Annotated in this window: 21 protein-coding genes; 17 read left to right on the top strand and 4 right to left on the bottom strand. The window is 50.4% G+C overall.

What is annotated here, in order from left to right:
- Positions 1-4: 4 nt before the first annotated feature.
- Both hslJ and MNO13_RS13145 read right to left on the bottom strand, forming a co-directional pair.
- Complete coding sequence (hslJ, locus tag MNO13_RS13150; RefSeq protein WP_133521414.1) at positions 5-430, bottom strand: heat shock protein HslJ; 426 nt, start codon at positions 428-430, stop codon at positions 5-7.
- A 178-nt stretch (positions 431-608) separates the two neighbouring features.
- Complete coding sequence (locus MNO13_RS13145; RefSeq protein WP_232885921.1) at positions 609-1598, bottom strand: 2-hydroxyacid dehydrogenase; 990 nt, start codon at positions 1596-1598, stop codon at positions 609-611.
- Positions 1599-1820: 222 nt separating this feature from the next.
- Here MNO13_RS13145 and MNO13_RS13140 point away from each other — a divergent pair, with 222 nt between their 5' ends.
- The 6 genes from MNO13_RS13140 to MNO13_RS13115 all read left to right on the top strand — a co-directional run bounded on the left by MNO13_RS13140 (position 1821) and on the right by MNO13_RS13115 (position 8808).
- The gene (locus MNO13_RS13140; RefSeq protein WP_241938850.1) at positions 1821-4463 is read left to right on the top strand and encodes a YdbH family protein; all 2643 of its coding nucleotides are present in this window, start codon (positions 1821-1823) and stop codon (positions 4461-4463) included.
- Entirely contained in the window at positions 4460-4660 is a 201-nt protein-coding gene (locus MNO13_RS13135) for a YnbE family lipoprotein (protein WP_064546921.1), read from the top strand. The genes MNO13_RS13140 and MNO13_RS13135 overlap by 4 nt, the downstream gene beginning before the upstream one ends.
- A 5-nt stretch (positions 4661-4665) precedes the next feature.
- A complete protein-coding gene (locus MNO13_RS13130; protein ID WP_064546919.1) occupies positions 4666-4989 on the top strand; it encodes a YdbL family probable chaperone protein in 324 nt (107 codons plus the stop codon).
- Positions 4990-5095: 106 nt separating this feature from the next.
- Positions 5096-5401: a hypothetical protein gene (locus MNO13_RS13125; protein ID WP_241938849.1), complete on the top strand. Its 306-nt coding sequence runs from the start codon at positions 5096-5098 to the stop codon at positions 5399-5401.
- Positions 5402-5931: 530 nt separating this feature from the next.
- On the top strand, positions 5932-7317 hold the full coding sequence (locus tag MNO13_RS13120; protein WP_121813408.1) for a diaminobutyrate--2-oxoglutarate transaminase: 1386 nt from the start codon (positions 5932-5934) through the stop codon (positions 7315-7317).
- A gap of 18 nt (positions 7318-7335) precedes the next feature.
- Entirely contained in the window at positions 7336-8808 is a 1473-nt protein-coding gene (locus MNO13_RS13115) for a pyridoxal phosphate-dependent decarboxylase family protein (RefSeq protein ID WP_064546954.1), read from the top strand.
- 487 nt (positions 8809-9295) lie between these two features.
- On the opposite strand, the gene MNO13_RS13110 is transcribed toward MNO13_RS13115, so the two are convergent.
- Positions 9296-10630 (bottom strand): aminotransferase-like domain-containing protein, encoded by a 1335-nt coding sequence (locus MNO13_RS13110; RefSeq protein ID WP_241938848.1) that lies wholly within the window; start codon positions 10628-10630, stop codon positions 9296-9298.
- Between the two features lie 114 nt (positions 10631-10744).
- Here MNO13_RS13110 and MNO13_RS13105 point away from each other — a divergent pair, with 114 nt between their 5' ends.
- The gene (locus tag MNO13_RS13105) at positions 10745-11635 is read left to right on the top strand and encodes a DMT family transporter (RefSeq protein ID WP_241938847.1); all 891 of its coding nucleotides are present in this window, start codon (positions 10745-10747) and stop codon (positions 11633-11635) included.
- A gap of 28 nt (positions 11636-11663) precedes the next feature.
- Positions 11664-12554: a dihydrodipicolinate synthase family protein gene (locus MNO13_RS13100; RefSeq protein ID WP_241938846.1), complete on the top strand. Its 891-nt coding sequence runs from the start codon at positions 11664-11666 to the stop codon at positions 12552-12554.
- Between the two features lie 81 nt (positions 12555-12635).
- Here MNO13_RS13100 and azoR read toward each other — a convergent pair whose 3' ends face one another.
- The gene (gene azoR / locus MNO13_RS13095) at positions 12636-13241 is read right to left on the bottom strand and encodes an FMN-dependent NADH-azoreductase (RefSeq protein ID WP_064546909.1); all 606 of its coding nucleotides are present in this window, start codon (positions 13239-13241) and stop codon (positions 12636-12638) included.
- Between the two features lie 206 nt (positions 13242-13447).
- On the opposite strand from azoR, the gene hrpA reads away from it, so the two are divergent.
- The 9 genes from hrpA (at position 13448) to grpH (ending at position 23688) form a co-directional block, all read left to right on the top strand.
- A complete protein-coding gene (gene hrpA / locus MNO13_RS13090) occupies positions 13448-17347 on the top strand; it encodes an ATP-dependent RNA helicase HrpA (protein WP_241938845.1) in 3900 nt (1299 codons plus the stop codon).
- Positions 17348-17689: 342 nt separating this feature from the next.
- A complete protein-coding gene (locus MNO13_RS13085) occupies positions 17690-18454 on the top strand; it encodes an SDR family oxidoreductase (protein WP_121813413.1) in 765 nt (254 codons plus the stop codon).
- A 181-nt stretch (positions 18455-18635) separates the two neighbouring features.
- Positions 18636-19760, top strand: a complete 1125-nt coding sequence (locus MNO13_RS13080; protein ID WP_241938844.1) for a 1-propanol dehydrogenase PduQ — start codon at positions 18636-18638, stop codon at positions 19758-19760.
- A gap of 2 nt (positions 19761-19762) precedes the next feature.
- The gene (gene pduL, locus MNO13_RS13075) at positions 19763-20419 is read left to right on the top strand and encodes a phosphate propanoyltransferase (protein WP_241938843.1); all 657 of its coding nucleotides are present in this window, start codon (positions 19763-19765) and stop codon (positions 20417-20419) included.
- Between the two features lie 12 nt (positions 20420-20431).
- On the top strand, positions 20432-21136 hold the full coding sequence (locus MNO13_RS13070; protein ID WP_241938842.1) for a hypothetical protein: 705 nt from the start codon (positions 20432-20434) through the stop codon (positions 21134-21136).
- Between the two features lie 8 nt (positions 21137-21144).
- Positions 21145-21414 (top strand): EutN/CcmL family microcompartment protein, encoded by a 270-nt coding sequence (locus MNO13_RS13065; protein WP_121813417.1) that lies wholly within the window; start codon positions 21145-21147, stop codon positions 21412-21414.
- 12 nt (positions 21415-21426) lie between these two features.
- Complete coding sequence (locus MNO13_RS13060; RefSeq protein ID WP_237930023.1) at positions 21427-21936, top strand: GlcG/HbpS family heme-binding protein; 510 nt, start codon at positions 21427-21429, stop codon at positions 21934-21936.
- An 89-nt stretch (positions 21937-22025) separates the two neighbouring features.
- Positions 22026-23222 (top strand): propionate kinase, encoded by a 1197-nt coding sequence (gene tdcD, locus MNO13_RS13055; protein WP_241938841.1) that lies wholly within the window; start codon positions 22026-22028, stop codon positions 23220-23222.
- A 184-nt stretch (positions 23223-23406) separates the two neighbouring features.
- Entirely contained in the window at positions 23407-23688 is a 282-nt protein-coding gene (grpH, locus tag MNO13_RS13050) for a propanediol utilization system shell hexameric protein GrpH (protein ID WP_064546893.1), read from the top strand.
- The last annotated feature ends 1 nt before the right edge of the window (position 23689 follow it).

The raw sequence follows: 23689 nt of genomic DNA, 5'->3' as shown, positions 1-23689 counted from the left end.
CGAATCAGTTGACCAGATCGGCCAGTTTATAAACTAAAGTATGCTGGCTGGTTTTGAGCGTGAGCTGTTGTGGCGCTAAAGCGACTTTTGCGCCGCTGGTCAGCATGTCGTTAATCATGTGATCAAGCTCGTTTAGCTGTGGCTCAGCACACATCATCATGGTCATTCCCAGACCTTTCGCTTTCAGCGTATTGTCTTCAAGTGTGGCCTGGCCCATAAAGCGGTTACACATCGCACCCGAGATATGCATCTTTTCACCGAAACTCAGTTCTGGCATGCGTTGCACGCCGGTCAGCGGTTTGCCGTCTACGGTTTGCAGCACATAACGGTGATGTTGCAGATCTTGCGCGGTGACAGAGGATTTGTCGTTCGATTGGGCGCAACCGGCCAGTACCATTGCAGCCAGAGCAATTGAAGCTAATTTTTTCATTTCTTGTCCTTAAGTTATTCTGTTCATCAATGAGTAATGAGGGGGACTATATCAAAATTATATCTGATTATTATAAGGATATTCTTAAAGCCACCCTCATTCCGGCCTCCTCCCTGAGGGAGAAGGGGTAAACGGTTTTATTCCCTCTCCCGGGGGAGAGGGTTAGGGCGAGGGCGTATTAGTTCACCTGATTAACACAAGGCTCGCCGTTTTCTAACTGACGCAGGTTTTCCAGCGTTGTTTCGGAAATACTGGTTAATGCTTCTGCCGTCAGGAATGCCTGGTGGCCGGTAAACAGCACGTTATGGCAGGCTGACAGGCGACGGAACAAATCGTCCTGAATCACATCGTTAGATTTGTCTTCAAAGAACAAATCGCGCTCGTTCTCATACACATCCATCCCTAACGCACCAATTTTCTGATTTTTTAGGGCATCGATAGCCGCCTGCGAATCAATCAAACCACCACGACTGGTGTTGATCACCATTACGCCATTTTTCATCTGTTCAAACGATGCACGGTTTAGTAAATGGTAGTTTTCTGGTGTCATTGGGCAGTGCAGAGAGATAACGTCAGACTGCGCAAACAGGGTTGGCAAATCGACATATTCCACGCCCAACTCAAGAGCTGCCGCACTTGGATACGGATCAAACGCCAGCAGGCGCATACCAAAGCCTTTCAATATTTTCAGCGCGGCAAGGCCAATCTTACCGGTACCAATCACACCCGCCGTTTTGCCGAACATAGTGAAGCCGGTCAGTCCTTCGAGAGAAAAGTTCGCATCACGGGTACGTTGATAAGCGCGGTGGATACGGCGGTTCAGGCACATCATCATACCGACCGCATGTTCAGCGACCGCTTCTGGAGAGTAGGCTGGCACGCGTACCACAGGCAAACCGAGTTCTTTAGCCGCGTCGAGATCGACGTTGTTAAAACCGGCACAACGCAGCGCGATAAATTTCACACCCTGCTTTTTGAGCTCTTCCAGCACCGGGCGGCTGGCATCGTCGTTCACGAAGATACAGACACCGTCACAACCAAGAGCAGTTTTGGCTGTCTTTTCGGTTAGTAAGAAGTCATAAAATTCAAGATCAAAGCCATATTCAGTGTTAACCTGCTCCAGATACTTTTTATCGTACTGTTTTGTGCTATAAACTGCCAGTTTCATGAGACTTATCTCCAGAATGATATTGCTGTAAAATTACCACGCTTAAAATAATCATACAAATTTTAAACTATATTTTTAGGCACGAAATTCTGCTGCTAACTCAGGGTTAGCTACGCTTAAACCAGGCTTGACCTTCACGCCCGGGCTGAATCATGTAAGAATCATCGTATTTACCGAATCGCCGGGTACAAAATTGTCGCTTAATCAGGATCTTAATCGCCCATGAAGGGTAAATATAAAGCCATTATTGCGTTGCTGCTGGTTATCATCTTACTGTTGCTAACGCTCACGATGACTATCGCTAATTGGCTGCCCACGCTTGCCGGAATCTGGCTGCCGCAAGGGACTCGCATCGCCCTGGAGGCCAGCCCAAAATTTAAACGTGGCGCAATTATTGTTCCTGATTTGCGTTACCTTGCCGGGGACTGCGTACTGGCGACAATTAAAGACGCCTCCTTGAGCCATCCGCAGCGCTGGCGCATCCACCTTGATACGCTCAATCTTAATGTCGATTGCCTGAGTAAAATACCACTCGACCAGTCGGGACCGGCAGCACCGCGTTCGCTTGCCGAATGGCAATCATTGCTTCCCGAAAGCCTTATCACTATAGATAAGGTCAACATTACCCCGTTTCAACAGTTCTCTGGCGCCTTACGCCTGACTCTCTCACCGCAGCAGCAATCTATTCATTATGCTGGCGCTTCCTTAAGTGTAGATGCGCAACTGAACGGCCCGCTATTAGAGTTACAAAAGTTAAAGGTTCAGGCGATAGCGGGGATGGAGCCGCTTGAATTGGCTGGCCAAATAACGTTACCACCGCTTACCGACAGCTTGCCGGAAGAAGGTCATCTCGAGACAAAACTGCGTATTCCGCAAGAACCTGAGCTGGTTGATGTCGCGCTGGGCTGGAAGGCCGAAGAAGGGGCTTTAACCGTGACAAAACCAGGTGCGGCTGAACCTTTGGTTACACTGCCCTGGACTGTTAGCGATAAAATTTTTGAAGTAAACGGCGGACAGTGGTTCTGGCCATATACCGGTGTTCCACTGCGCGGAGGCATTGCGCTACGGGTGGATAACTGGAAACAAGGGTTCGAAAACGCCGTCGTCAGTGGCCGGATGAATGTCGTTACCCAGGGGCTGGCGGGTAAAGCCAACGCGGTGCTCAATATTGGCCCAGGTAAACTGAGTCTGGAAGACAGTGCATTGCCGGTGCAGTTAACCGGTGAAGCCAAACAGAATGGAATGGTGTTTTATGCGGTGTTACCGGGGGAAATTAGCGGGGCGATTGCTGACCCTAAACTCCTGTTCCGGCCTGGCGCGCTGTTGCGTTCACGCGGGCGAGTTATCGACTCTATTGATGTCGATGAAATTCGCTGGCCTTTGGCGGGCGTTAGCGTCTCGCAACAAGGTGTTGACGGGCGTTTGCAGGCGATCGTACGTGCGCATGAGAATGAGACGGGTAACTTCGTGCTACATCTTGATGGCAAAGCCGACAACTTTTTACCGGATGCAGGTTTGTGGCGCTGGAAATATTGGGGTAATGGCGAATTCACACCGATGCAGGCGCGCTGGGATGTGCGTGGCTATGGGGAATGGCGCGATAGTGTGATTGAGTTAACGTCGCTATCGACCGGTTTTGACAAACTTGAGTATGGCTCAATGCTTGTTAGCGAGCCGCGCCTGAAACTCGACAAACCGTTGCACTGGCAACGAGATGAAACCGCACCCTCATTTGATGGTGCGTTCACGTTAAATGCCGGGAAAACTACCTTCAGCGGTGGAAGCACGTTGCCGCCGTCGGCATTAACCTTCAGCGTCAGCGGCGTTGACCCATCATCGTTCCAATATAAAGGAGACCTGCATGCCGGAGATATAGGTCCGGTACGGGTCAATGGTCGTTGGGATGGGGAACGCCTGCGCGGAAATGCCTGGTGGCCGCAACAAGTCCTGACCGTATTCCAGCCGCTGATCCCAGATGACTGGAAAATGGTCTTAAAGGACGGCACGTTGTATTCACAGATCGCTTTTTCCGCGGCACCGGGTCAGGGATTTGAAGCAGGTGGGCATGGCGTAGTTAAAAATGGCAGCGTCTGGATGCCGGATAACCAGATTAATGGCATTGATTTTGTGCTGCCATTCCGTTTTGGTGACAGTACCTGGCAGTTGGGAACGGACGGGCCGGTCACTCTGCGCATTGCCGAAATCAAAAACCAGTTCACTACCACCAACATTACTGCGGATCTTGAAGGCTGGTATCCGTGGAGTGACGCACAACCGCTGATACTCAGTAACGTAAATGTTGATATTTTGGGTGGAAAAATGCGTGTGCAGCAGTTGCGTTTACCACAACGGGACGCCGCCTTGCTACGCTTAGAAAATATCTCTTCAAGTGAATTGATTACTGCGGTCAATCCCAAACAATTCACCATGTCTGGCCGGGTAAACGGCGCTCTGCCGCTGTGGCTTAATCATCCGCAATGGATAATTAAAGATGGCTGGCTGATGAACCCAGGGCCGCTGACATTACGACTGGATAAAGACATGGCGGATGCCATTGTTGAGAATAATATTGCCGCAGGTGTTGCTGTTAACTGGTTGCGATATATGGAAATTTCTCATTCCTGGACCCATATTAATTTAGATAACCTTGGGGTATTAACTTTGCAGGCGAATGTGCAAGGCATTAGCCAGGTTGAAGGGAAAAGGAACGCAGTACGGCTGAATTACAGCCATCAGGAAAACCTCTTTACGCTTTGGCGCAGCCTGCGTTTTGGGGATAATTTGCAAACCTGGCTTGAGCAACATACCGCGCTACCGGATGTGCGTTGTCAGACACGCGATAAAGCTTGTGAGGAAACACAATGAAAATCGTCATCGCTTCACTCCTGGCGACAGGGATTGCCACATTAACGGGTTGCACTCCGCGCATAGAAGTGGCGGCGCCCAAAGAACCTATCACCATTAATATGAACGTTAAAATTGAGCATGAAATTCATATTAAAGTGGATAAAGACGTGGAAACGTTGCTTAAAAACCGCAGCGATTTGTTCGGCACGGAGTGAGCGTCATGAAAAATATCGTTAAAGGCGTTTTGTTGGCGAGCATGATGTTTAGCAGCCAGGTGTTGGCGTTAACCTTGTCCGAAGCTCGCCAGCAGGGGCGCGTAGGGGAGACACTCAGCGGCTTTATTGCACCAATCAAACAGGACAAAGAGACGCTGGAGTTAGTGAAAACCATTAACGAAGCGCGTTCAGAAAATTATCAGAAACTGGCGGATAGCAATAATATTTCGGCCAATCAGGTTGCGGAACTGGCCGGGCAAAAGCTGGTGGCGCGGGCACAGCCGGGTGAGTATGTGCGCGGTATTAACGGGCAGTGGATGAAAAAGTAGCGCTCCACTACACTCAATTGGCAGCAATTCTGTATGCGTGAAATAGCCAGGGACGATTCATCCACTCAACTATTCCATACTGCCGGTATCGAATGGGGAACAATTGATGAAAAAGATTATTTTGGCAGTCGCGTTGTCTCTGGTTAGCACGGCGGTGTTTGCTCAATTAACGTCAACCTCTGGCATCAATTCTGGTTCAGGTAGTTCATCCAACACATCCAGCCAGCAAACGTCGACAGTTCAGGGCACCATCGATTTACTGGGGAGTGATACTGTCACCGGTATTGGCACCAGCGATACGGTGGCAGGGCCAGGTAGCAGTGACTCGCAGACTTCCAATCCGGTATCTTCGCCAATGCCCGCCTTTGGGCATACGGGCAATCTCAGACAACCGGGTTCCATCCGTCACTAATACTCTTCAAACTTTAAGCTACATGTGCATTAGCAATACCCGGCGGAGCCTCGCTCCGTTGGGGTGAGGTAGAAGTGATTAAATATAAATGCGTTAACAACCGATTAAACTCATTGATGTACTTTCTTTTTATTCTGTTTACTCCTTTCTCTAATCTTCTTTTAAAGCTGATATCACGTCAGAACAAACTTAGACCATGAAAAGTGTAACTTTGCCTGTCAAACCGCCTGAAAAACCCCATTAATACCCGTCAAAATTTGTGTACGAAGTGATATAAACTGCTGAAAATCTATTTTTAATCCAATTTAACACCTGAATATTGTTTTTTTTCAGCATTAGAATCCGGTCGACGTTCGTTGCATCGTTTTTCATCACAATGACAAACCAGAAACATTCGGAAATTGGAAAAATAAATTATTGAGCACAGAGCAAAAAGAACCTATATTGGCCGCGATTTTTATAGGGTCCTTAGTTTTTCTAATTCATTTAATCAGCTGCGAAATTAATGATTTAGCAGTTGTAGGAGAGATATGATGACGGATAAAGTCCGTATTGACAGTTTAGGTACGAATTCATTAAACGGAAACAATGAAACCTATTTAGCCAGACAGGCTGAATTTGAATCGAATGTTAGGAGTTATCCACGTAAATTGCCTTTTGCAATTGCGAAGGCCAACGGTGTTTGGATCACTGATGTTGAGAATAATCAATATCTTGATTGCCTTGCAGGGGCAGGTACGCTTGCTCTTGGACATAACCACCCTGACGTGCTGCAAAGCATCCAAAATGTCATTACTAGCGGCTTGCCGTTACATACACTGGATCTGACAACGCCGTTGAAAGATCAGTTCTCTGAATATCTTCTCTCTTTATTGCCTGGACAGGGTAAAGAGTATTGCCTGCAATTCACCGGCCCATCCGGTGCGGACGCGGTTGAAGCAGCGCTGAAACTGGCTAAGAAAGTGACCGGTCGTGCAGGCATCATCAGCTTCTCCGGTGGCTATCACGGCATGACCCACGGCGCACTTTCCGTGACAGGTAACCTGTCCCCGAAAGAAGCCGTCGACGGCATGATGCCTGAAGTTCAGTTTATGCCTTATCCGCATCAGTACCGCTGCCCACTGGGTATTGGCGGTGAAGCTGGCGTTAAAGCATTAACCTATTACTTCGAAAACCTGATCAACGACGTTGAGAGTGGCGTGCGCAAACCTGCGGCAGTCATTCTGGAAGCGGTTCAGGGGGAAGGCGGCGTGAACCCGGCTCCTGCTGAGTGGTTGCAGCGCATTCGCAAAGTCACCAAAGAACACGGCATTCTGCTGATCATCGATGAAGTGCAGGCTGGTTTCTGCCGTACCGGCAAACTGTTTGCCTACGAACATGCTGGCATTGAGCCAGACATCATCGTGATGTCTAAAGCAGTCGGTGGTGGTTTGCCATTGGCAGTGCTGGGCATTAAGAAAGAGTTTGACGCATGGTCACCTGGCCACCACACCGGTACTTTCCGTGGTAACCAACTGGCGATGGCTACCGGCCTGACAACGCTTAAGCATCTGACTGAAAACAAGATTGCTGACAAAGTGGCCGCACAGGGCGAGTGGCTGAAAGGCCATCTGGCAAGCATGCAAAAACGTTACCCGGTCATTGGCCAGGTGCGTGGTCTGGGTCTGATGATCGGTATTGAGATCGTTAAACCAAACGAAGCTAAAGACCATATGGGTTGCTACCCGTCTGACCCAGAATTGTCCGCATTGCTGCAGAAAAACTGCTTCAAAGCTGGGTTGATTCTGGAGCGCGGTGGCCGTAACGGTTGCGTGCTGCGTCTGCTGCCATCCCTGCTTATTACTAACGATGAGCTGGCTATTTTCCTCGATAAGTTTGAGCAGGCGCTGTTAGCGTCCGGCATCAAACCTGTCTGAGTGGAGCGAATGACCACGATGTCTGATTTAAACCCGATTCTGGCAGGCTCAGCGCAAAGCACTGAAGCCTACCAGCAGGCGATTGCACAGAGCAGCGCGGCTGTTGTGCAGTGGCTGCAGCAACCTGAGATGTATCAGGGCAAAAGCGTTACTGAACTGCGTGAGCGCATTCAACTGGATTTTAATCCGCAGGGCCTGGGCAACCAGGCTGCGATTGAACGTGCGATCGAGTTCTTTTTAAAAGACAGCCTGTCGGTGCATCACCCACAGTGTGTTGCGCATCTGCACTGCCCAAGTCTGGTTATCAGCCAGGCGGCTGAAGTGCTGATCAACGCCACCAACCAGAGTATGGATTCCTGGGACCAAAGCCCGTCAGCGACCATCATCGAGATGAAGCTGATTGAGTGGCTGCGTGCTCAAGTCGGTTATCAGGCAGGCGACGCGGGTGTGTTCACCAGCGGCGGCACCCAAAGTAACCTGATGGGCCTGATGCTGGCGCGTGATGCGTTCTTTGCTCGCCAGGGTCACTCTATTCAGCAGGATGGCCTGGTCGGTGATCTGAGAAAGATTAAAGTCATGTGTTCTGAAAATGCCCATTTCTCAGTGCAAAAGAACATGGCTTTGATGGGCCTCGGTTACCAGTCGGTGACGCTGGTTAAAACTGACGAATTCGCGCGTATGGATCTCAACGATCTGCGTGAAAAAGTGGCGCAAGCTCAGGCTAACGGTGAGCAGATTCTGGCGATTGTTGCTACTGCAGGCACCACCGATGCAGGCGCAATCGACCCGCTACGTGAGATTGCCGCACTGGCTGCACAGCACCAGATTTGGGTGCACGTTGATGCAGCGTGGGGCGGGGCATTGCTGATGTCCGAGCAGTATCGTGACTATCTGGACGGTATTGAATTAGTGGACTCCATTACCCTGGACTTCCATAAACAATTCTTCCAGACCATCAGTTGCGGTGCGTTCTTGCTCAAAGAAGCCCGTCACTATGAACTGATGCGCTACCAGGCGGCTTATTTGAACTCTGAGTTTGATGAAGCGGCTGGCGTACCAAATCTGGTGTCTAAATCTTTGCAGACCACACGTCGTTTCGATGCACTGAAACTTTGGATGGGCCTGGAAGCGTTGGGTCAGAAGCAATATGCTGCGATCATTGATCATGGCGTTACGCTTGCTCAGCAAGTTGCGCAGTACGTGACTGAACAACCTTCGCTGGAGTTGGTGATGAAACCACAACTGGCGAGCGTCTTGTTCCGTTTCCGTCCTGAACAACTGGCCAACAGCAGCGATGCAGCTATCGCGCTGCTGAACCAGCAGATTGGTGATGCGTTGTTAGAATCTGGTCGCGCCAACGTGGGTGTGACTGAGCATAACGGTGTTACCTGTCTGAAAATGACGTTGCTGAACCCAACTGTTACGCTGGAGGATATTAAACTCCTGCTGGCGTTAGTCGAAAAGACAGCACATCCGTTGCTGGAAAAATAAGTCATTTTGAATGGGCGGCTTAATACCGCCCATTTAATATTTACCCCACCTAATACCAACCTTTCTGTATATATAACTCTTTTTATATTCATTTAAATTATCATTTCTTTTTTCATTAATACTAACATCTTGATTAAATTCAATTATTTTATTAAATAACACTAATTGCAAAAGAAAATCCAGGCAGTTAGTATTACTTAAAATTAATTGAAGGCATGTTAAGCATTGCTCCACTCTTTGAGCCTACGCTTGTCTACGTTTCATGGATGAAAACGTTATGATTATTCTGACGACAATTACGATATATATTTTACGCTTATGCTATCCACAATATGACTGGAATGGTCTGCGAAGCCGTATTTTCTTTTGGTGGATAATGAACTGTCTTTTCGCATTTGCGTTTCTTTATACGCAATGGTTTGGATTAACATTTCTCATCTCCTCTTTCTTATTAATATTTATGTTCTTGTAAGTTTCGTCATATCGTTCAGCGATATTGCTCATATTCAATTGTTTCACGCACCGTAATGAGTGCCTGACGAAGATTAACTTCGCTGACTGAACCCAATGCTAACCGAATGGCATGGGGGACGTTTTGTGAAGTGCTAAAAGGTTCTGCAGTGGAAATTGAAATATTTTTGTCCATCAACCTGCGTACCACGCTTTCTGCGCGTACTTCTTCTGGCAGCGGGAGCCAAATAAAGTAAGATACCGGATGGCTGATATACGGGAGTGGGGCAAGCAATTCACGAGCCAGGCTCTGGCGCTTTTGGGCATCCGCTCGCTTCAGCGATTCCAGCCTGCTGACCGTTCCTTCCTTAATCCAGCCGCAAACAATACTTGTCATCAGCGATGGCGTGTTCCAGGTGGTTGCACGTATTGCGCGCTCCAGGCTGGCACGATAGCGGGAAGGGCAAACAACAACTCCTACACGCAGACCCGTTGCCACATTTTTGGAAAAACCGGTGATATAAATTGTCCGCTCTGGCGCGAAACAGGCCAATGGTCGCGGTGGATGGCTGACCAGATAAGCGTAGGCGGCATCTTCTAGCATCAGAAGATCATACTCTCTGGCAATGGTTGCTAACTGCTGGCGCTGAACATCATTGAGAACCCACCCCAACGGATTATGCAGCGTGGGCATGGTATAAATCGCGCGCACACGTCTGCGTTGACACAATTTCTTTAGCACATTCAGGTCAGGCCCATTTGCAGATACGGGAATCGCTTCCAGCTCAAGGTGAAAGGTTGCCGCCAGCGTTTTAAAACCTGGATATGTCAGCGCATCGACAGCAACAACATCTCCGGGTTTGAAACACCCCATGACGCTGACCGCCAGGCCATGCTGGGCCCCATTAACAATCAGAACATCAGCGGCGTCAGGAGTCATTCCACTCTCTGCAAGATGTGTTGCTATTGCTTCGCGATCGCTGAGTCGGCCCGCATGTGTCTGGTAACGTAGCATAGCTTCGAGATCACCAGAACTCGTGAGCTTGCGCAGCGCATCGCGCAGCAGTTCAGTCTGTTCGGGCAGAGCGGGATAGTTAAAATTGAGATCTAGCATATCCGTGGCGATGGCTTGCTGATCAATGCCATGTCCCGTTGGCAGAGAGATCTCCCTGACAAAAGTCCCACGCCCTGTCTCGCCGCTCACCAGCCCGATGGATTCCAGTTCTGCATAAACCCGTGTCGCCGTAGCGAGTGATATGTGCTTTTCAGCTGATAACGCCCGATGTGTAGGCAGCCGCGTTCCTGCCGGTAATGCGCCGGAACGAATCGCGGCTGCGTATTCATCAACCAATGTTTTATACCGAGCTTTCATTGAATGTATTCATGACAATATTTTGATTGTCATGGATTGTGGCGATTATCATTCACTCTGTCTATGAAACAAGAAGCATTGTTTCTCTATTCTTCTGACAAAATGAGGATAATCGTGGGTCATTCAGCAGTAAGTAAATCGGGGTCAGAATCATTTTCAGGGTGGCTACACGGTCTGATTGGCGTGATTATTTTTAGCGGTTCTCTCCCGGCCACGCGCCTGGCCGTGATGGATATCAATCCTTTTTTCCTGACCTTTCTCAGAGCTTCTATCGCTGGCATGCTGGCGCTAATCTTGATTTTGATCTGCCGGGAAAAGCGTCCTCATTCATCGCAGATTTTCTCGTTAATGGTTGTCGCATTTGGCGTGGTTATCGGCTTTCCACTGCTGACAGCCATGGCGCTTCAGTATGTGACATCCGCTCACTCCATCGTATTTCTCGGGCTTTTGCCGCTGTCTACGGCCATCTTTGGGGTTATTCGTGGTCATGAACGGCCATCACTGGCATTTTGGGTGTTTTCCATATTGGGAAGCCTGATGGTGGTAGGCTTTGCCCTTTATCAGAATTTGTCCGTGTCGATAGCGGGTAATTTATTAATGCTGGCGTCAGTGCTGGTCTGCGGTCTGGGTTATGCAGAAGGGGCGACGCTTTCAAGGGCGCTAGGCGGTTGGCAAGTGATTAGCTGGGCCTTAGTTATCTCGCTTCCCTTCATGTTAGTAGCTTCGTTCATGACGATGCCAGACACGTTCAGCGATATTGGTGTTCAGGCCTGGATGGGGCTCGGTTACGTGTCACTTTTTAGCATGTTGATTGGTTTTATCTTTTGGTACAAAGGACTCGCCATCGGCGGTATTGCGGCAGTCGGACAGCTACAATTGCTACAACCCTTCTTTGGCCTGGCGCTTTCGGCGACACTGCTCCATGAAACAGTGAGTTTGCAAATGGTGGCGGTGACTTTCGGAGTAATTTGTTGCGTCATCGGCTCGCGTAAGTTCGCACGATAATCGGCGCAACTGTGTAAAAGGAATAAAGATGTTTAAGGGGCTTTGTGCTTTCCCGCTTACGCCGCTGATAGCTGGCGAAATAGACGAAAGAACTTTCGTTTCATTGATAACGAACCTGGCTGAAGCCAGGGTGGATTCGATTGGCGCACTGGGTTCTACCGGAAGTTATGCCTATTTGACTCGCGCGCAGCGTTTACGGGGCACGCAACTTGCCGTTACTGCGGCAAATGGTATTCCGGTAATGACCAGTATTGGTGCTGTACGTGTAGAAGAAGTACTGAATCTTGCCGTTGACGCACAACAAGCGGGCGTGAGTGGTGTTCTTCTGGCTCCGTTATCTTATCAGCCACTTGGTGGTGATGAAGTTTACGAACTGTATAGCCGCGTAGTCCGCGAATTGTCGGTTCCACTGTGTGTGTATGACAATCCGGCGACGACCGGTTTTTCGTTTAGTGATGAACTACTTTCAGCTATTGCGGGCCTGCCAGGGGTAAACTCGGTGAAACTCGGCAGTTTGCCGGCTGAACGTGAAGAAGCCCGCGTGCGAATCGCGGCACTGCGCAGCAAAATTCCTGCCCACGTGACGATTGGGATTAGCGGGGATGCTCAGTCTGCTCGTGGTTTGCTTGCGGGATGTGACGTCTGGTATTCCGTTCTGGCGGGTTTATTTCCACAGTATTCGCGCATACTTACCCGAGCCGCTCAAGCCGGGGATGAGGAAAAAGTGAATCAGCTTGATGGTGCACTTGAAGCGTTATGGGTATTTTATCGACGTTATGGAAGCCTGCGGGTTATTGCTACGGTTGCCGAACTACTGGGCAGAGTTCAAACGCCATGTCTGCCTTTCCCGTTACGAACAATACAGGGTGGAGAACGGGAACTGTTGCAGCAGAAATTGAATCTGTTGAATTTGTATTAATAAAAACGGCAAACATAATGTTTGCCGTTTTTTCACGTAGGGTGGGTAAGCGTTAGCGCCACCCACCATTTGCATCAAAAACTATGCAGTTACGATGCTATCAATTGCCGCTTTTGCGTCAGATTGCGCTTTGCTCGCCACTTCCGGACCGTAAGCAATCCCTTCAGCGAACACATAGTTCACATCGGTAATCCCGATGAAGCCGAGGAAGATGTTCAGATACGGTACCAGCAGATCGGTTGGGGTATCTTTATGAATACCGCCACGGCTGGTCAGGATCACAGCACGCTTACCGGTAACCAAGCCTTCTGGGCCTTTTTCGGTGTAACGGAAAGTCACGCCAGCACGCGCCACCAGGTCGAAATAGTTCTTCAACTGTGTTGGAATGTTGAAGTTGTACATTGGCGCGTTGATAACAATCACATCGTGAGCTTTCAGCTCAGCAATCAGTTCGTCAGACAGCGCCAGCGCTTCTTGCTGACGTGGAGACAGTGGGGCGTCGCTTGGACGCAGTGCGCCAACCAGCTCGCCATCCAGTACAGGGATTGGGTTTGCAGCCAAATCACGCACGGTGATCTCATCTGCGCTATGCTCTTCACGCCATTGTTCAACAAAATAGTCGGACAGTTGATTTGACTGAGAGTAACCTGCCAGGATACTGGACTTCAGGACTAATACTTTGCTCATGGGTGATTCCTTTATTGTGTTCATTCGGACAGATTGCCCGTTCGCTGAGGGTTACTTTATTCACAATCCGATTGCAGTGATAGCGCAATATATCGAACTCTATGTTCGATTTTATTGAACAAGGCGTCAAAAGGCGTGATGTGCTAATCTAGCGCCAATTAACGATAAAGACTTACCAGGCAGTGCGCTGCCCAGATGACTACGCAATGGAAAACATAAAACCCTCACTGTCCTCATTATTCTCTCGCCTCGACGGCTTAATGCTACGCGACAGACAACGCTTCTCCCGCCGTATACATGGCGCGAAGAAGGTGAAAAATCCTGAATCGCAGCAGGCGGTGTTAGAGGCTCTGGCCCAGGAAATCGAAGCGGCAGCCGGTAAGGTTCTGCTGCGCGCAGCCTCGCGACCGAAAATCACCTACCCAGAAAACCTGCCTGTCAGCCAAAAGAAACAGGACATTTACGATGCCATTCGTGACCATCAGGTGGTTATCGTGGCGGGTGAAACTGGCTCAGGTAAAACCACGCAGTTGCCAAAAATCTGCATGGAACTGGGGCGCGGGTTAACAGGGCTGATTGGTCACACGCAGCCGCGCCGTCTGGCGGCACGAACCGTTGCCAACCGTATTGCCGAAGAACTGCAAACCGAGCCCGGTGGTTGTGTAGGCTATAAGGTGCGTTTCACCGATCACGTCAGTGAAAACACCATGGTCAAACTGATGACCGACGGCATCTTGCTGGCGGAAATTCAGCAAGACCGACTGCTGATGCAGTACGACACCATCATCATTGATGAAGCGCACGAACGCAGTCTGAACATTGATTTCCTGCTGGGTTATTTGCGTGAACTACTGCCGCGTCGCCCCGATCTGAAAATCATTATTACCTCGGCGACCATCGATCCTGAACGCTTCTCGCGCCATTTCAATAATGCGCCAATCATCGAAGTGTCTGGCCGCACCTATCCGGTTGAAGTGCGCTATCGCCCGATTGTTGAAGAAGCTGACGATACCGATCGTGACCAGCTACAAGCCATTTTTGACGCGGTGGACGAACTCGGTCATGAAAGTGCCGGCGATATACTGATCTTCATGAGTGGTGAGCGCGAAATTCGTGACACCGCTGATGCATTAAACAAGCTGAACTTACCGCATACCGAAGTGCTGCCGCTGTATGCACGCCTGTCGAACAGCGAACAAAACCGTGTGTTCCAGTCGCACGTCGGGCGGCGCATTGTGCTGGCGACCAACGTGGCTGAAACCTCGCTGACCGTGCCGGGAATCAAATACGTTATCGACCCCGGTACCGCGCGAATCAGCCGCTACAGCTACCGCACCAAAGTGCAGCGTTTGCCGATTGAGCCGGTTTCGCAGGCGTCGGCCAACCAGCGTAAAGGGCGTTGCGGGCGTGTATCCGATGGGATTTGTATTCGCCTCTATTCTGAGGATGACTTCCTGTCGCGTCCGGAATTTACCGACCCCGAAATTCTGCGCACCAACCTGGCATCCGTTATCTTGCAGATGACGGCACTCGGGCTGGGCGATATTGCCGCATTCCCGTTCGTTGAAGCACCGGATAAACGCAATATTCAGGATGGCGTGCGCCTGCTTGAAGAGCTGGGCGCGATTACCAGCGACGAAGAACATAGCGTCTATAAATTAACGCCTTCGGGCCGCCAGCTTGCTCAGCTCCCTGTTGACCCACGCCTGGCGCGTATGGTGCTTGAAGCGCAGAAATTTGGCTGCGTTCGTGAAGTGATGATTATCACCGCCGGGCTGTCCATTCAGGACCCGCGTGAACGCCCGATGGACAAACAGCAAGCGTCCGATGAAAAACATCGTCGCTTCCATGACAAAGAGTCTGACTTCCTCGCGTATGTCAATTTGTGGAACTACCTTGGCGAGCAGCAAAAAGAGCTATCGTCGAACCAGTTCCGCCGCCAGTGCAAACTTGACTACCTCAACTATTTGCGTGTGCGTGAATGGCAAGACATCTACACCCAATTACGTCAGGTTGTGAAAGAACTCGGTTTGCCGATTAACAGCGAACCGGCTGATTTCCGTTCGGTTCACTGCGCCTTACTGACCGGCTTGCTTTCCCATATCGGCCAGAAAGATGCTGATAAACAGGAATACACCGGCGCGCGCAACGCCCGTTTCTCTATCTTCCCAGGCTCCGGTTTATTTAAGAAACCACCAAAATGGACGATGGTCGCCGAACTGGTGGAAACCAGCCGCCTGTGGGGGCGCATTGCCGCCCGTATCGACCCGGAATGGGTGGAGCCGCTGGCGCAGCATCTGCTCAAACGCTCTTACAGCGAACCACACTGGGAGAAATCCCAGGGCGCGGTAATGGCGACAGAAAAAGTCACGCTGTACGGCTTGCCGATTGTTGCTGCGCGCGGCGTCAATTACAGCCAGATTGACCCAGCGTTATGCCGCGAGTTGTTTATTCGCCATGCGCTGGTGGAGGGCGACTGGCAAACTCGCCATGCCTTCTTCCGCGACAACCTCAAATTGCGCAATGAAATTGAAGAGCTGGAACATAAATCCCGCCGCCGCGACATTCTGGTAGACGACGACACACTGTTCGAGTTTTACGACCAACGGATTGCCCATGATGTGATCTCTGCGCGTCACTTTGATAACTGGTGGAAACAGGCCAGCAAAGAGACGCCGGATCTACTCAATTTCGAAAAGAGCATGTTGATCAAAGAGGGCGCGGAACAAGTCAGCAAGCTCGACTATCCGAACTTCTGGCATCAGGGCAATCTCAAGCTACGCCTGACTTACCAGTTTGAACCAGGTGCTGACGCCGATGGTGTAACGGTGCATATCCCGCTGCCGTTGTTAAACCAGGTGGAAGAGGCCGGGTTTGAATGGCAAATTCCTGGTGTGCGCCGTGAACTGGTGATTGCGCTGATTAAGTCGCTGCCAAAACCAGTACGTCGCAACTTTGTGCCTGCGCCTAACTATGCCGAAGCATTTTTAGGCCGTGCCACGCCGCTGGAATTGCCGCTGCTTGAAAGCTTAGAGCGCGAATTCCGCCGCATGTCGGGCATCACCATCGACCGCGAAGACTGGCATTGGGATCAGGTGCCCGATCACCTGAAGATGACTTTCCGTATCGTCGATGAAAACAACAAGAAACTCAAAGAGGGTAAAGACCTCACCGAGTTGAAGGGCGGGTTGAAGGATAAAGTCCAGCAAACGCTCTCTGCGGTTGCCGATGACGGCATCGAGCAGAGCGGGTTGCACATCTGGAGCTTCGGTTCATTGCCGGAAAGCTACGAGCAAAAACGCGGTAACTACCGCATGAAGGCGTTCCCGGCGCTGGTGGATGAAAAAGACAGTGTGGCGATCAAACTGTTTGATAACCCGCTCGAACAGCGGCAGGCGATGTGGCGGGGTTTGCGCCGTTTACTGCTGCTGAACATCCCATCGCCGATTAAATACCTGCATGAAAAATTGCCGAACAAAGCCAAGCTCGGCCTGTACTTTAACCCGTACGGCAAAGTGATGGATTTGATTGACGACTGCATCTCTTGTGGCGTGGATAAGTTGATTGCGCAGGCTGGCGGGCCAGTGTGGAGCGAAGAGGGTTTTGCCACGCTGCATGAGAAAGTGCGTGCAGAACTCAACGAAACCGTGGTGGAAATTGCCAAACAGGTCGAACAAATTCTCACGGCTGTTTTCAACATCAATAAACGGCTGAAAGGGCGCGTGGACATGACCATGGCGCTCGGTTTGTCAGATGTGAAAGCGCAAATGAACGGCCTGGTGTATCGCGGTTTTGTCACCGGAAACGGCTACAAACGTTTAGGCGATACGCTGCGTTATCTGAATGCCATCGAGAAACGCCTCGAGAAAATGGCGGTTGACCCACATCGCGACCGGGTGCAAATGCTGAAAGTTGAGCATGTGCAGCAAACCTGGCAGCAGTGGCTAAACAAACTGCCACCGACTCGTCGGGTTGACGATGACGTGCTGGAAATCCGCTGGATGATTGAAGAGCTGCGCGTCAGCTTCTTTGCGCAGCAATTAGGTACGCCGTACCCGATTTCCGATAAGCGTATTTTGCAGGCGATGGAAGCGATTACTGTTTAAAACAACCCTCATCCTAACCTTCTCCCTGAGGGAGAAGGGACTGTCTGGTGTTCTCGCTGTCCTGAGGGCTGTCTCTTAGTCACATCTGCGTGAGTCGGGAGACAGTTCCGTTCACCGTTTTCGGGGATTAAAGAGATAACTGAACGCACGGGTGAACGGAAAATCAGCGAGGCTTACAGATCTCACCCTGACAAAATTGCCAGAGTGAGTTGTGTATAAGAGACAGCTCCTGAAGGAGAGGGCCGGGGTGAGGGCATCCCTATAGCCAATAATGCAATAATCCCCTTCCGGAACCATACTCCATGAGTGGTCAAATTCTGACCGCTCCACTGGGGTGCTTTCATGAAACGATTAGCCGATAAAGTTGCCATTGTTACCGGAGCCAGTTCTGGCATCGGATATGTCACCGCCAAACTGTTCGCCGCTGAAGGCGCAAAAGTGGTCGTCGGTGCCAGGCGTGAAGCCGAACTTGCTCAACTGGTTGATGAAATCAAAGCTGCGGGAGGCGAGGCCGTCGCCGTAACGGGCGATGTGCGCGAAGAAGCCTACGCTAAAGCGCTGGTGGAAAAAGCGGTGCAAACCTGGGGCCGCCTGGATATCGCCTTCAACAATGCGGGGACGTTAGGTGAAAATGGCCCGAGTACTGAAGTCTCAGCGGAAGGGTTTGCCAATGCGGTTGCCATCAATCTGACCGGATCTTTCCTCGGAGCTAAACATCAAATTGCCGAAATGCTCAAACACGGCGGTGGTTCAGTCATCTTCACCTCAACTTTTGTAGGCTACAGTTTTGCATTCCCACAAGTCGCCTCGTACGCGGCAAGCAAAGCCGGTTTGATTGGTTTGACTCAGGCATTAGCATCGGAATTTGGCCCGCAGAATATTCGCGTCAATTCTGTTTTGCCGGGCGCGGTGGATACCGATATGTATCGCGATATGAATGATACGGCGGAATCGCAGGCATTTATTACCGGGTTACATGCACTCAAACGGGTAGGGAAACCGGAAGAAATAGCGCGAGCGGTATTATGGCTGGCGTCTGATGAATCGTCGTTTGTCACGGGCACCGCGTCTTTAGTAGACGGAGGGGCATCAATTAACGGAGTTTAAGTTTAGTGATACCCCCGAACCACAACATTGTGTCTGTCGTTCGGGGGTATTTTTTTGCTGCCTTTAAAAACAACCGGGCAAAATAATCCTTATCCTGCACAAGCATTGGTAGCCTGTTTTAAATTCCCTCATGCTAGCTTAAAACCCTCTTTTTCGGTTGGTGTTTATAGGTATTTAAGCGATGGCGAATTATTTTTTCTCCTGCCCAAAAATTTATTTTGGTGAAGAGGCGATAAGCTCATTAAGTGCGTTAAATAATAAACGCGTCGCCATCGTTACCGATGAGTTTATGGTGTCATCCGGTAAGACTCGTTATCTGATTGATGTGATGCCACATGCGGCAATATCCATATTCAGTGAAGTAAAACCTGATCCTAATATCGACATTTTAAAAGCAGGTGCGGAAAAATTTAAAGCATTCAAACCGGATGCCATTATTGCATTGGGCGGCGGTTCGGCACTGGATGCGGCGAAAGGCATTAAAGTCACACTTGAAGAACACTATCGCTCACAGGCAATCGAGCTGATTGCGATTCCCACCACCAGTGGTTCGGGTTCTGAAGTCACCTCTTACGCGATTATTTCTGACCCGAAAAATGGCCGTAAATATCCCTTAGTGGCGCAAGAATTGGTTCCCGACATGGCCATTCTTGACCCTAATCTGGTGCTAAGCGTACCGCGACATATTACCGTTGACACAGGAATGGATGTGCTGACGCATGCGATTGAAGCACTCGTCTCAACGGGTGCTAACGATTTCAGTGACGCACTGGCGGAAAAGGCGATTGCGCTGGTCTGGCAATATTTACCGCAAGTTTGTAACGATGAGAGCAACCTACAGTTCAGATCGCATATCCATAACGCTTCCTGCATGGCAGGCATGGCATTTAATTCTTCCGGTCTGGGCCTGGTTCACGGTATGGCGCACGCCATTGGCGGCATGCTGCATATTCCCCACGGCAAAATTAACGCCATGTTGTTACCCCTGATCATTGAATTTAATGCCGCTCCTGCGGCACCGCTTACGCTCGAACGCTATATCAAATGTGCTCGAATTATGGGCATCGAGCATGAAAACTCACAGATTGCTATTTCCCATCTGGTCAAAAAAATCCGCCTTATTAATCGCCAGTTCGGTATTCCGGCCACATTAAAAGAATTGGGGACCGATAAGCCGTTATTTGAATTGTTACGCCAGCCATTAATTGATGCGGCACTGGCCGATGGTTGCACTATAACCAATCCACGCCAGCCCAATGTTCAGGATATTGACCGCTTACTTTCACTTATTTATCAGGCCGCTTAGCTATGAATGATATCCAGCAACAAGCCGAATGGATCACCCGGCAAATTATGCAGGAATTAGCTGCCGGTAAAAATCATGCGCCGTTGATGATTCCGGTCGGGGTTTCTAACCGCCATATTCACCTGTGCCGCGAAGATATGGACGTGCTGTTCGGTTACGGTTCCACCTTGACGCGCATGAAAGCGGTTAAGCAACCGGGGCAATTTGCCGCTGAAGAGACAGTGACATTGCGCACTCAAAAAGGCGATATCCCCAACGTCAGAGTTTTGGGGCCACTGCGCAACACCACGCAAATAGAGATCTCGGTAGCAGACAGTTTCGTGCTGGGCGTGAAAGCGCCGGTGCGTATGTCCGGCGATCTGCATGATTCGCCGGGCATCGAAATCATCGGCCCGAAAGGGCACGTCGCGAAACCACACGGCACGATTGTCGCCTGGCGTCATATTCATATTTCCCCGCAGGAAGCCCAGTTGCATGGCTTGCGCGATGGGATGGAAATCGACGTGCAGGCCGAGGGTTTGCGAGCCGGTGTTTTAGGGCATGTCGTGGTGCGCGTCAGTGCTGATGCGGTGTTGGAACTGCATATCGATGTGGAAGAAGCCAATGGTTTTGGGCTACGCAACGGCGACCTGGTTTATCGAATCAACCCAACTGTTTAATGTGAGGGCGCTATGGATCACCAGGCTTTATCCCAACGGTTGGACACACTGATTGCAGCGCTGCTGGAACAAAAACGTCGTGAGCTAAACGCCGGGCGTAAAAAAGTTCGCGTGGTGGTAACGGGGGACAATTTCAGTAGCTTGCCTGCGGCATTGCTCAGCCTTGCGGCGCTGGATCGCGCGGGATATCAATTGCTGGTGACATTCTCCCATAGCGCCAGCGTATCCGGACTGAAAGCCGCTTTCATCAGCGAGGTCGACTCGACTTGTGTTGGGGCATTGTATGGCGAACAAGAACCCGCCGCTGGTGACGATGATTACAGCAGCCTGTTTTTACCGGCACTTTCTACCAATAGCCTGAGCAAGATTGCGCTGGGAATCAGAGACAACATCGCCAGTTCATGGGTGTTTCATGCACTCAATCGGCGCATAAAAGTGATCGCCACCTTAAATCATGAATGCCTGAATCACGAGGCCACGGGGCTTCCGCTTTCGCTGCTTTCACGCCTGGCAGAGTACGTCACCACGCTTGAGCAATATGGCATTGTCATTGCGGGCAAAAAAATACCGACGGCAGGCCAAACTCTACTCACGTTGAGCGACATCCGCACATTTTCAGGGGATGCGGGTTTGCGTGTTGCACGCCACACCCTGATTACCCCTGCCGCGCGGGATGAAATTCGCCGTCAGAACATCACGATTATTCAGGAGCCTTAGGAGGAAATATGTACCTGGCAAAAGTCACGTGTGCGCTAGTTTCTACCACCAAACATGCCTCATTAAACGGCTGCAAATTGCTGGTTGTTGCCCGGCTCGATGAACACTACCAACCGACCGGCAGCGCCCAGGTGGCGGTGGATTGCGTGGGGGCAGGGAACGGTGAAATCGTCATTATTACCACCGGCAGCTCTGCGCGTATGAGCAACAGCAAAGAACATTCGGTGATTGATGCGGCGGTGGTTGGCATCGTCGATGCGCTGGAATCTAACGTTTAACGAGGTGCGGATATGTCACAGCCATCAGCCATAGCGTCATCAACCATGGATGGTTGGATAGCCTCAGCGATTACGCGCCAGTTACCTGAACGGCGGCTCTCTCTGAGCCTGGAAGATGCCGCAGCACTTGGGCGTTATGCCTGTCTTGAAGCGCAAGTTTTCGACCTGCCAATCGTCTTCAGCCTGGTAGATGCCAGCGGTCAGCAACGCTACTTTTTCAGCCAGGATAACGCGCTGTTGGTAAGCCAGCGCCTTGCTTTTCAGAAAGCCTGGACGGCCATCGCACTCAAAATGGCGACTCACGAATTAGCGCCTCTGGTGCAGCCCGGCGCCAGCCTGTATGGCCTCCAGCACGAAAAAGACATCTGCTGTTTTGGTGGCGGTGTGCCGTGCTGGGCAAATGGCGCGTTAGTGGGTGCTATCGGCATTAGCGGCGGTAGTGTTGAACAAGATATGGCTATTGCCAGCAACACGTTGCGCCGTTTTAGCCGCGAACATTTCGTATTAACGAGCAGCAAATAAAACATGTTGTCGGATGACGCTTCGCTTATCCGACCTACGGTAGGGGGATAAGCGAAGCGTCATCCACCATTTTCTTTGGGATTACCACTATGTCCAACGCTTCACTGGTTTTAGTTATTAATTGCGGGTCGTCCTCGCTGAAATTTTCGCTGATCCCTTTTAACGATGGTGCTCCCGTGCTTTCCGGGCTTGCTGAAAAGCTCGGGCTTGAAGAAGCCTGCATCACGTTTAAAGACCTAGCGGGGAATAAATCAAGCCAGCCACTGCCGGAAGCCAGCCATCTCAGCGCATTGACAGCCTTGTTTGCTGAACTGAAGCAGCGCCAATTGCTGCCTGCGGTGAAGGCGATAGGGCATCGGGTCGCCCACGGCGGCAATGAATTTAAACAGTCTGTGGCGATCAATAGCGAAGTCATTGAAAAGATCCGCACACTGTCCGCGTTAGCGCCGTTACATAATCCGGCCAATCTGATTGGCATTGAAGCGACGATGGCCTTGCTGCCAGCGGTGACACAAGTTGCGGTATTCGATACCGCTTTTCACCAGACGTTAGCGCCGGAAGCCTACACCTACGCCATTCCGCTGGAATATCAGGAGCGTTATCAAGTGCGGCGCTACGGTTTCCATGGCACATCACATCGTTACATTGCCGCCGAAGCTATCAACGCATTTGGTCTTGATCCTGCCAATCACGGCATTCTGATTGCTCATTTGGGTAACGGTTCGTCAGTTTGCGCAGTGAAAAATGGCAAAAGCGTGGACACCTCAATGGGGATGACGCCGCTGGAAGGGTTGGTGATGGGCACGCGTTGTGGCGATCTGGATTTTGGCGCCGCGGTGTATATCGCCTCCTGTACCGGGCAATCCATTGAATCGCTATACAAAATGGTGAATAACGAGTCCGGGCTGTATGGGGTGTCCGGGCTTTCCAGTGACTGCCGTACTTTGCAGGAAGCTCGACGTGAGGGCCACGCTCGCGCCACGCTGGCGATTGATGTGATGGTGCACCGCCTGGCTCGTCATTTAGGCGCGCATCTCACTTCGCTTCACCGTTTTGATGCATTAATTTTCACTGGTGGCATTGGGGAAAACTCGGCGTTAGTCAGGGAATTGACGGTTAAACGACTCGGCGTGCTCGGTTTACAGCTCGATGAAAAGAAAAACCAACAAATGTGTGGTGGCTTGAGTGGGGTTATTTCAACAGCCAATAGCGCGTGGGTGGCGGTATTACCCACGAATGAAGAAAAAATGATCGCGATGGATGCAGTCGCTATTTCTTCATTGTGATAACAAAACAGGATTTTATTGTCTGGAAGCGTTCCTGAAAACAAAATAATCAAGCTAACGGGCAAAACATTTTGTCCTGACATCTCTAGTATCGTAATACGAAAATATATTACGCGTAGAAGAAAAACCTTATTGGTTATTCCTCTGCGTGTATTCAATTACCAATGAAATACATGAGGTCATTATGCAACAAGAAGCGCTGGGTATGGTTGAAACAAAAGGTTTGGTTTCTGCAATTGAAGCGGCAGACACCATGGTTAAATCGGCGAACGTCACTTTAGTCGGTTACGAAAAAATTGGTTCTGGCTTGGTGACCGTGATTGTGCGTGGTGACGTGGGTGCAGTGAAAGCCGCGACTGACGCGGGTTCTGCTGCAGCCATTAAAGTGGGTGAGCTGGTTTCTGTCCACGTTATTCCTCGTCCTCATATGGAAGTAGAAAAAATTCTACCTAAAGCCGTCGGTTAAT

Source organism: Buttiauxella ferragutiae (assembly GCF_022637515.1).
In the GTDB taxonomy this organism is placed as follows: Bacteria; Pseudomonadota; Gammaproteobacteria; order Enterobacterales; family Enterobacteriaceae; genus Buttiauxella; species Buttiauxella ferragutiae.
Note: the sequence above shows the minus strand (reverse complement) of the source record. Positions and strands in the feature narration are given on the sequence as shown.

Bases quoted from the DNA above. Each gene is read 5' to 3' on its own strand.
- MNO13_RS13145 (WP_232885921.1), bottom strand. From the start codon at position 1,598: ATGAAACTGGCAGTTTATAGCACAAAACAGTACGATAAAAAGTATCTG.
- grpH (WP_064546893.1), top strand. From the start codon at position 23,407: ATGCAACAAGAAGCGCTGGGTATGGTTGAAACAAAAGGTTTGGTTTCT.
- MNO13_RS13065 (WP_121813417.1), top strand. From the start codon at position 21,145: ATGTACCTGGCAAAAGTCACGTGTGCGCTAGTTTCTACCACCAAACAT.
- MNO13_RS13110 (WP_241938848.1), bottom strand. From the start codon at position 10,630: ATGAAAGCTCGGTATAAAACATTGGTTGATGAATACGCAGCCGCGATT.
- MNO13_RS13085 (WP_121813413.1), top strand. From the start codon at position 17,690: ATGAAACGATTAGCCGATAAAGTTGCCATTGTTACCGGAGCCAGTTCT.
- MNO13_RS13080 (WP_241938844.1), top strand. From the start codon at position 18,636: ATGGCGAATTATTTTTTCTCCTGCCCAAAAATTTATTTTGGTGAAGAG.
- MNO13_RS13140 (WP_241938850.1), top strand. From the start codon at position 1,821: ATGAAGGGTAAATATAAAGCCATTATTGCGTTGCTGCTGGTTATCATC.
- MNO13_RS13070 (WP_241938842.1), top strand. From the start codon at position 20,432: ATGGATCACCAGGCTTTATCCCAACGGTTGGACACACTGATTGCAGCG.
- hrpA (WP_241938845.1), top strand. From the start codon at position 13,448: ATGGAAAACATAAAACCCTCACTGTCCTCATTATTCTCTCGCCTCGAC.
- hslJ (WP_133521414.1), bottom strand. From the start codon at position 430: ATGAAAAAATTAGCTTCAATTGCTCTGGCTGCAATGGTACTGGCCGGT.
- MNO13_RS13120 (WP_121813408.1), top strand. From the start codon at position 5,932: ATGATGACGGATAAAGTCCGTATTGACAGTTTAGGTACGAATTCATTA.
- MNO13_RS13100 (WP_241938846.1), top strand. From the start codon at position 11,664: ATGTTTAAGGGGCTTTGTGCTTTCCCGCTTACGCCGCTGATAGCTGGC.
- azoR (WP_064546909.1), bottom strand. From the start codon at position 13,241: ATGAGCAAAGTATTAGTCCTGAAGTCCAGTATCCTGGCAGGTTACTCT.
- pduL (WP_241938843.1), top strand. From the start codon at position 19,763: ATGAATGATATCCAGCAACAAGCCGAATGGATCACCCGGCAAATTATG.
- MNO13_RS13060 (WP_237930023.1), top strand. From the start codon at position 21,427: ATGTCACAGCCATCAGCCATAGCGTCATCAACCATGGATGGTTGGATA.
- MNO13_RS13115 (WP_064546954.1), top strand. From the start codon at position 7,336: ATGTCTGATTTAAACCCGATTCTGGCAGGCTCAGCGCAAAGCACTGAA.
- tdcD (WP_241938841.1), top strand. From the start codon at position 22,026: ATGTCCAACGCTTCACTGGTTTTAGTTATTAATTGCGGGTCGTCCTCG.
- MNO13_RS13125 (WP_241938849.1), top strand. From the start codon at position 5,096: ATGAAAAAGATTATTTTGGCAGTCGCGTTGTCTCTGGTTAGCACGGCG.
- MNO13_RS13135 (WP_064546921.1), top strand. From the start codon at position 4,460: ATGAAAATCGTCATCGCTTCACTCCTGGCGACAGGGATTGCCACATTA.
- MNO13_RS13130 (WP_064546919.1), top strand. From the start codon at position 4,666: ATGAAAAATATCGTTAAAGGCGTTTTGTTGGCGAGCATGATGTTTAGC.